Origin of the sequence: Streptomyces odonnellii (assembly GCF_000981895.1) — a bacterium.
GTDB lineage: Bacteria > Actinomycetota > Actinomycetes > Streptomycetales > Streptomycetaceae > Streptomyces > Streptomyces odonnellii.
Genome location: NZ_LATD01000455.1, coordinates 1 through 6,323 on the forward strand (window position 1 = coordinate 1; position 6,323 = coordinate 6,323).

Consider the following 6,323-nt stretch of genomic DNA (forward strand, 5'->3'; position numbering starts at 1 on the left):
CCCCCGGCGTTCACCCCACACGGCCCCTCCCGCCGCCGTGGCAGTGCGATCGCTCAGAGCGAACATCCCCCGGGGAACATACCGAGGCTCACAAGCATTGAGTCGATATAGCTCAACTTGACTGCCGAAGGGGAGATCATGGCTGCCATGTCCACACCGCTCACGCTTCCCGTGCTGCCGCTCGACGACGAGGTCGTGCTGCCCGGCATGGTGGTGCCGCTCGACCTGTCCGATGCCGAGGTCCGGGCCGCTGTGGAGGCCGCGCAGGCCGCCGCTCGGGTCGGGGACGGCGGGAAGGGCAAGCCGAAGGTGCTGCTCGTGCCGCGCATCGACGGGACCTATGCCGGGATCGGCGTGCTCGGGACCGTCGAGCAGGTCGGCCGGCTCTCCGACGGCGACCCCGGCGCGCTGATCCGGGGGCGTGGACGCGTACAGATCGGGGCCGGTACGACCGGGCCCGGCGCGGCCCTCTGGATCGAGGGGCTGAGCATCGACGAGACCGCCCCCGACCCGCTGCCCGGCGCGGTCGTCGAGCTGGTCAAGGAGTACAAGGCGCTCGCCACCGACTGGCTCAAGAAGCGCGGTGCCTGGCAGGTCGTGGACCGTGTCCAGCAGATCGAGGACGTGTCCGTGCTCGCCGACAACTCCGGTTACTCACCGTTCCTCTCCACCGCCCAGAAGGTCGAGCTGCTGGAGACCACCGACCCGGTCGCCCGGCTGCGGCTCGCCACCGAGCAGCTCCGCCATCACCTCGCCGAGCAGGACGTCGCCGAGTCCATCGCCAAGGACGTCCAGGAGGGCGTCGACAAGCAGCAGCGCGAGTTCCTGCTCCGCCGCCAGCTCGACGCCGTACGCAAGGAGCTGCGCGAGCTGAACGGCGAGGGGGACGAGGACGAGTCAGGCGACTACCGGTCGCGTGTCGAGGCCGCCGATCTCCCCCAGAAGGTGCGGGAAGCCGCGCTCAAGGAGGTCGACAAGCTGGAGCGCGCCTCCGACCAGAGCCCGGAGGGTTCCTGGATCCGCACCTGGCTGGACACGGTCCTGGAGCTGCCCTGGAACGAGCGCACGGAGGACGCGTACGACATCCGTGGCGCGCAGGCCGTCCTCGACGCCGAGCACGCGGGCCTGGAGGACGTGAAGGAGCGGATCACCGAGTATCTGGCCGTGCGCAAGCGGCGCGCGGACCGCGGTTTCGGCGTGGTCGGCGGCCGGCTCGAACAAGGGGCGGCGCGAAGCGCCTCGGTTGAGGGCGGTGGTGGGCGACGGGGGGGAGGCGCCGTACTGGCCCTCGTCGGCCCTCCCGGCGTCGGCAAGACCTCGCTCGGCGAGAGCGTGGCGCACGCGATGGGCCGCAAGTTCGTACGGGTCGCGCTCGGCGGCGTACGGGACGAGGCGGAGATCCGCGGACACCGGCGTACGTACGTGGGCGCGCTGCCGGGCCGTATCGTACGGGCGATCAAGGAGGCGGGTTCGATGAACCCGGTCGTCCTGCTCGACGAGATCGACAAGGTCGGCTCCGACTTCCGCGGCGACCCGGCCGCGGCGCTGCTCGAAGTCCTGGACCCGGCGCAGAACCACACCTTCCGCGACCACTATCTGGAGGTCGAACTCGACCTGTCCGACGTGGTGTTCCTCGCCACGGCGAATGTTCTGGAGGCCATTCCGGAGGCGCTGCTCGACCGTATGGAGCTGGTCAGGCTGGACGGCTACACGGAGGACGAGAAGATCGTCATCGCCCGGGACCACCTGCTGCCGAGGCAGCTCGAACGCGCGGGCCTGGAGCCCGGCGAGGTCACGCTGGAGGACGAGGTGCTGCGCAAGCTCGCGGGGGAGTACACCCGTGAGGCGGGCGTACGGAACCTGGAGCGCGCCATCGCACGGCTGCTCCGCAAGGTCGCGGCCGAGCACGAACTGGGCGACCGCGAGCTGCCGTTCACCCTCGGCGCCGAGCATCTGCGCAAGCTGATCGGCCGGCCGCACCATGTGCCCGAATCCGCGCAGGACCCGGCCGAGCGGCGTACGGCGGTGCCGGGCGTGGCCACGGGCCTCGCGGTGACCGGCGCGGGCGGCGACGTCCTGTACGTGGAGGCGTCGCTGGCCGATCCCGAGACCGGCGCGTCCGGGCTGACCCTGACCGGACAGCTCGGCGACGTGATGAAGGAGTCCGCGCGGATCGCGCTCTCCTTCCTCCGCTCGCACGGCGCGGAACTGGAGCTGCCGGTGGCCGACCTCAAGGACCGGGGCGTGCACATCCACTTCCCGGCGGGCGCGGTGCCGAAGGACGGCCCGAGCGCGGGCATCACGATGACGACGGCGCTCGCCTCGCTGCTCAGCGGGCGGCTGGTCCGTACGGATGTCGCCATGACCGGCGAGGTCTCGCTGACCGGCCGGGTGCTGCCCATCGGCGGCCTCAAGCAGAAGCTGCTGGCGGCCCACCGCGCGGGCATCACGACGGTCGTGATCCCGAAGCGCAACGAACCGGACCTGGACGACGTCCCGGCCGAGATCCTCGACAAGCTGGACGTCCACCCGGTCACGGACGTCCGCCAGGTCCTGGACCTGGCCCTGTCCCCGGCCCAGATCTCGGACACCCTGACCAAGACCGCGGCCTGACCCCCGCACGAACGGCACCCCTCCACGGCCGGCCCCACCCGGGGCCGGCCGCGGCCGTACAAGTCGTGGTCATGGCTCATCCGGCGTGAACTCGTACCGCAGCTCGTAGAGATGGCCCGCCTTGGCCATGACCGTCGCCTCGATGGGCCGCTCGCCGTCCCCGTACACCACGCGCAGCGTCCGCAGTACGGGCAGGTCGCCCGGCAGGCGGAGCGCCTCGTACTGCTCCTGCGTGGGCACACGCGCGGAGACGCGGTCGACGCTGAGGCGGGGCAGGTGGCCGAGTGAGGCCAGGAGCGCCGGGGTTCCGCCCTTGATACGGCGGCGTTCCATCAGCGCGGTGCCCCGGGCGATGTCCAGCGGATAGTAGGAATGGACCAGCTCCACCGGTTCGTCGTCGAGCATGAGGACCTGGTGGCGGAGCAGAGCCGAATCGCCCTCGGGCAGGCCGAGCGCTGCGGCGACGTCCGCCGGAGGCGCCGCCTCGCCCACGGACAGCAGCCGGCTACGGGCCTCCCCGCCGTGCTTCGCGGTCTCGGTCAGCCAGCGGTACGGCTCACTGTCCGCGGCCGGGGCCAGGTATGAGGCGGGCCGCACGGTGAACTGCCGGTGGTCCCGTACGGTCACGGAAGCGCCCGCGCGGCCCACGACGAGCCGTTCGTCCTTGAGGAGCTGGAGTGCCTTCTGGATGGTGGCGTTCGACGCGCCGAACCGGTCCTTGAGCTGAGCGGTGGACGGCAGGCCGGTGCCGGGGGCGAGATCGCCGGTCATGATCTCGTCACGCAGGTCGGCGGCGATCCGCTCGTGAAGGGAACGGCGGTCGTGTGCGTCCTGTTCGGTTCTGGGCACGGTCATCCGATCCGCAGCTCGTAGCGCAGCCGCTGAAGGCGGGCCGGCATGGTCATGAGGTCGGCCTGGACGGGCCGGTCGTCGGCGTCGAGGGTGACCCGTGCGAGACGCAGGACGGGCTCGTCGGGCTCGGTGCGCAAGGCGTCCCGCTCCTCGGGGGTGGGCATCCGGGCCGTTACGTCTTCCCTGACCAGCACGCCCACGTGTCCGAGCTCGCGGAGCAGGGCGACGGCTCCGCCGGGGATTTTCGCCGTACCGGCGAGACGGGTTCCCCGTGCGATGGCCGCAGGGTAGTAGGTGTCGGTCAGTTCGCACGGCCGCTCGTCCAGGTACATGACCCGTCTGCGGACGACGACGGCCTCGCCCTCGGGGACGTTGAGCAACTCGGCCGCTTCGGCCGGTGCCGGGACCTCGCCCGCGCCCACGATCCGCTGCCCGCCGCGCCGCCCCCGCGTGGCCGCCTCGGCCGCCCAGGCGTCGGCCGCACCTACCTCCGTAGCGGCCACGTACGGCATCGAGCTGCTCACCCACTCACCAGCGCTCACGGCATCCCTCCCACAGGCTCGGCCGACCTTGCTGCTTTACACGGTAAGTGACCCAGGCGATGTCAGCTCCACCTTGCTGATTTTTGTGAATAGCGATACAGTTCCCGTGATCGTACAGCCCAGGACCAAGGCGGTGATGCGCCGTGTCTCTGTCACGGCAGCGATGCTTTCCACGAGCCCGGACTTCGGTCCGCTCAGCGCGCGACTTCGCCTCGGCGCGCTCACCGAGTGGGGTGTCACCGACCGGCAGGACGACATTCGGATCTGCGCCTCCGAACTCGCCACCAACGCCGTGCTTCACAGTGGTCCGGTCGGAAGCGAATTCCGTGTGCGGCTCAGTGTGGAGGGCTTGTTGGTGCGGCTGGAGGTGCGCGACAGCGGTGGTGGATGCCCCGAGGCGCGGAGCCCGGACACCGGGCAGTGTTCGGGGCGGGGGCTGTGGCTGGCGCAGGAGCTTGCCGACGACTTCGGTGTCGCTGAGCACGCCGTAGGCAAGACCGTGTGGCTCGCGTTCAAGACGGAGTCCGCTCCCGCGTGGCTGCGCTCCGCACCATGAGCCTGGATGCGACAGAGCCCGGAAGGGAGGCCGCGATACGCGGCCGGAGCGGCGCGGAGCGGTCCCGGTCCGTGGAGGGGCCGGGACCGCGGGGGCTTGGGGTCAGCCGTTGGCCAGGGCCTGGACTCGGTCCAGGGCGCCGTTGAAGCGGTTGTGGTCGCCCACGATCGGGCCCGTCGAGGTGTACTGCCAGATCGTCTGGTAGCCCCAGCCGGCCGGGAGTTCGCCGACCGTCGTGTCGTACCGGGCGATCCAGAGCGGGTTCGTGCTGCCGAACCCCGCGTAGTTGCCGGTGCAGTCCTTCCACCAGCTCGTGGCCGTGTAGATCACGGCGTCACGGCCGGTGCGGGCCCGGTAGGTGGTCAGGAAGTCGCGGATCCAGGCGACCATCTGGGACTGCGTCTTGCCGTAGCAGGCCGCGCCGTACGGGTTCCACTCGATGTCCAGCACACCCGGCAGGGTCTTGCCGTCGCGCGACCAGGCGCCGCCGCCGTCGGCGAAGTAGTTGGCCTGGTTGGCGCCGCTGGAGTCGTTGGGGGTGGCGAAGTGGTACGCGCCACGGATCATGCCGATGTTGTACGAGCCGTTGTACTGCTGCGCGAAGTAGGGGTTCTTGTAGTAGTTCCCCTCGGTGGCCTTGGTATAGGCCCACTTCACACCGCTGCTCCACAGCGCCGACCAGTTGACATTGCCCTGGTGCCCCGAGACGTCCACACCTTCGGTCTGGACGGCACGGTCCGTACGGGGCAGACCGCCCTGGCCATCGTGTTCGATTACGCCCATGCCCATATGGGCAGAGCCTCGTGGGGGAATCTCGTCTCCCGGCGGGCCCGCCGGGAGGTCGGCGGCGCCGGCCGTACCCGGCAGGGCGAGGGCGAGCGCGGGGACGGTGAGGAGCGCGGCGGCCGCGGCGGCGATCGAGCGGCCGGTCGTTCCGGATCTGTGCACGGGCATTGCGTGCCTCCGAAGACCTCGTGGGGGGAGTGCGCGTGATGGGTCGGCATGTCGTGGGGATGGACATGTCACCCATGAAGCTACGCACGTAGACCAGGTGACGGAAGGGCGCCACGCGGCTGCCGTTGGTATAAACCTGCGAAATACTGGCCGAGCTGCGGCAACAGTCGTCGGCAAAAGAAACTTTCAGGAGCGGAAAAGCGCGCGATGGGTGCTGACGTGCACGGAAGCAGTACGGAAAATGAACCGGAGCAAGGCCGGTGGAATGGTGTGGACCACGAATTCCTGGCCCTGGAGCGGGAACTGGCGGTCTTTTTGCGTCGCGCCCGCGCCAATTCCGGAGAGATGGCGCGCGCGGTCCATCCCGATCTGGAACCCGCCGCGTACGGACTGCTCGTACGGCTTGAGGAGACCGGCGGGCAGCGCGCCACCGAGCTGGCCGCGTACTTCGGCGTCGGCAAGGCCACGATGAGCCGGCAGCTCCGCGCCCTGGAGGAGCTGCGGCTGGTCACGCGCGAGCCCGATCCGGCGGACGGGCGCGCCTGGCTCATCCGGATCACCGACGAGGGCACGGCCCGCTTCCGGCGGGTGCGGGACGCGCGCCGCGCGATGTACGTACAGAAGCTGGCGGACTGGGACCGCGCGGAGATCGCCGAGCTGGCCCGGCTGCTGAACCACCTCAACAAGCGCGCAGAGAGCTGAGCGCCCCGGGGAGGACGGGGGCGGGGAGGGGGGAGCGCGGCCCCCTCACACCCCACTTTACGGCCCCTCCCGCGGCCGCCTCACCGCTCCGTTCGCCGCTCCGC

General features: G+C 70.6%; 6 protein-coding genes. 3 read left to right on the forward strand and 3 right to left on the reverse strand.

The annotated features are described in order from the left end of the window. The first annotated feature begins 138 nt into the window (after positions 1–138). The gene (gene lon / locus WH07_RS32755) at positions 139–2,613 is read left to right on the forward strand and encodes an endopeptidase La (RefSeq protein ID WP_046508231.1); all 2,475 of its coding nucleotides are present in this window, start codon (positions 139–141) and stop codon (positions 2,611–2,613) included. Positions 2,614–2,682: 69 nt separating this feature from the next. Here the strand turns inward: lon and WH07_RS32760 are convergent, their stop codons facing one another. Next, on the reverse strand, positions 2,683–3,468 hold the full coding sequence (locus tag WH07_RS32760) for a GntR family transcriptional regulator (protein WP_046508233.1): 786 nt from the start codon (positions 3,466–3,468) through the stop codon (positions 2,683–2,685). Then, on the reverse strand, positions 3,465–4,007 hold the full coding sequence (locus tag WH07_RS32765) for a GntR family transcriptional regulator (protein ID WP_046508235.1): 543 nt from the start codon (positions 4,005–4,007) through the stop codon (positions 3,465–3,467). Before WH07_RS32765 ends, WH07_RS32760 begins: the two co-directional genes overlap by 4 nt. Positions 4,008–4,113: 106 nt before the next feature. On the opposite strand from WH07_RS32765, the gene WH07_RS32770 reads away from it, so the two are divergent. Beyond that, positions 4,114–4,563: an ATP-binding protein gene (locus tag WH07_RS32770; RefSeq protein ID WP_332836388.1), complete on the forward strand. Its 450-nt coding sequence runs from the start codon at positions 4,114–4,116 to the stop codon at positions 4,561–4,563. Positions 4,564–4,665: 102 nt separating this feature from the next. Here WH07_RS32770 and WH07_RS32775 read toward each other — a convergent pair whose 3' ends face one another. Next, positions 4,666–5,517, reverse strand: a complete 852-nt coding sequence (locus WH07_RS32775; protein ID WP_046508242.1) for a lysozyme — start codon at positions 5,515–5,517, stop codon at positions 4,666–4,668. A 207-nt stretch (positions 5,518–5,724) separates the two neighbouring features. On the opposite strand from WH07_RS32775, the gene WH07_RS32780 reads away from it, so the two are divergent. Continuing rightward, positions 5,725–6,219 carry a MarR family winged helix-turn-helix transcriptional regulator gene (locus WH07_RS32780; RefSeq protein WP_106409741.1) on the forward strand — a complete coding sequence of 165 codons (495 nt, stop codon included), beginning with the start codon at positions 5,725–5,727 and terminating at the stop codon, positions 6,217–6,219. Positions 6,220–6,323 lie beyond the last annotated feature (104 nt).

Coding starts and splice junctions, on each gene's coding strand:
- lon (WP_046508231.1), top strand. CDS start 139: ATGGCTGCCATGTCCACACCGCTCACGCTTCCCGTGCTGCCGCTCGAC.
- WH07_RS32760 (WP_046508233.1), bottom strand. CDS start 3,468: ATGACCGTGCCCAGAACCGAACAGGACGCACACGACCGCCGTTCCCTT.
- WH07_RS32775 (WP_046508242.1), bottom strand. CDS start 5,517: ATGCCCGTGCACAGATCCGGAACGACCGGCCGCTCGATCGCCGCCGCG.
- WH07_RS32780 (WP_106409741.1), top strand. CDS start 5,725: ATGGGTGCTGACGTGCACGGAAGCAGTACGGAAAATGAACCGGAGCAA.